The following is a 1059-nucleotide window of genomic DNA, read 5'->3' on the forward strand; positions in this document are numbered from 1 at the left end:
GACGAGTAAGTCCTAACTGAGGTCAGTGGTCGTATGCGATCAATGACCTGGTCAAGGACTGTCCGGTGGCACGGTTGTGCCAGATTGCGGCGGTCATGGCGAGGAGGCGCTGAGCTACGCGAGCTCCGACGCCTTCGATGCTGCGGCCACCGTGTAGTTCGAGGTCGAGTTGGCCTTTCAGCGTGTCGTTGACCGACTCGATCAGTTGGCGTACGGGTTTGAGCAGGTGCTCCCCGGATCGTGGGGTCCGGTTGCGGTAGGACGGGCGCAGTAACCGGGCTCCGCGTTCGGCCAGCCAGCGGTCGAGTTCGGCGGAGATGTATCCCTTGTCCGCGATGATCAGCTGACCGGGTCGGGCGGCGAGCAGGGCAGGATCTTCTTCCAGCGCCGCAGCCAGGACCTGGCGGTCGTCGGCTTTCGCATCGGCCAATGACCAGGCGATCGGTAGGCCTGATGGTGTGCAGATCAGATGTAGTCGCAGACCCCAGAAGAACCGTGAGTGTGACGAGCAGTAGCCATAGACGGCCCAGCCCGCCAGGTCGGAGCGTTTCACGGTGGGTCTCGATCGACCGCACTCGACCGGGGTGGAATCGGTGACCCACACGTCGTCGAACCAGAGGTCGGTGTCCGCAGCGACCAGCCGGATCGCCTTCTTCAACAGCGGCAGGGCGGCGCGTAGGCGTTTGTTGTAGCCGGATTGCCCGGGCAGGTACGGAAACGCGCCGGGTAGGTGGGTGGGGAGAAACCGCAGCCAGCGGGCTTCGGATCGGATGCCGAGCAGGGCCTGGGCGACGGCCATGGTGATCAGTTCGGCGTCGGACAGTTTCGGTGGCCGGCCGGTCCGCCGTGGCTTGCCGAGCCAGTCGTCGATCTTCACGTAGAGTGCGGTGAGAAGGGTGTGGATGTCTGTCGTCACAAACAGATCATCGACACCCTTCACCTTTACGCCGGCCAACTATTCGACCGTTGAGTGCACTCGACGAGACCAACCGTCTAGTAGTCACGCGCACAGTCGTCGGTCGTCTCAGCCGCTCAACGACTTAGGAATTACTCATCTAG

Annotated in this window: 1 protein-coding gene; it reads right to left on the minus strand. The window is 62.9% G+C overall.

Annotated elements, in window-relative coordinates; translation table 11 throughout:
* Positions 1 to 22 precede the first annotated feature (22 nt).
* Positions 23 to 916, minus strand: coding sequence for an IS982 family transposase (locus tag Afe05nite_RS43495; protein WP_203823222.1), 894 nt, complete (start codon positions 914 to 916; stop codon positions 23 to 25).
* Positions 917 to 1059 lie beyond the last annotated feature (143 nt).

This window comes from Paractinoplanes ferrugineus (genome assembly GCF_016862195.1).
In the GTDB taxonomy this organism is placed as follows: domain Bacteria; phylum Actinomycetota; class Actinomycetes; order Mycobacteriales; family Micromonosporaceae; genus Actinoplanes; species Actinoplanes ferrugineus.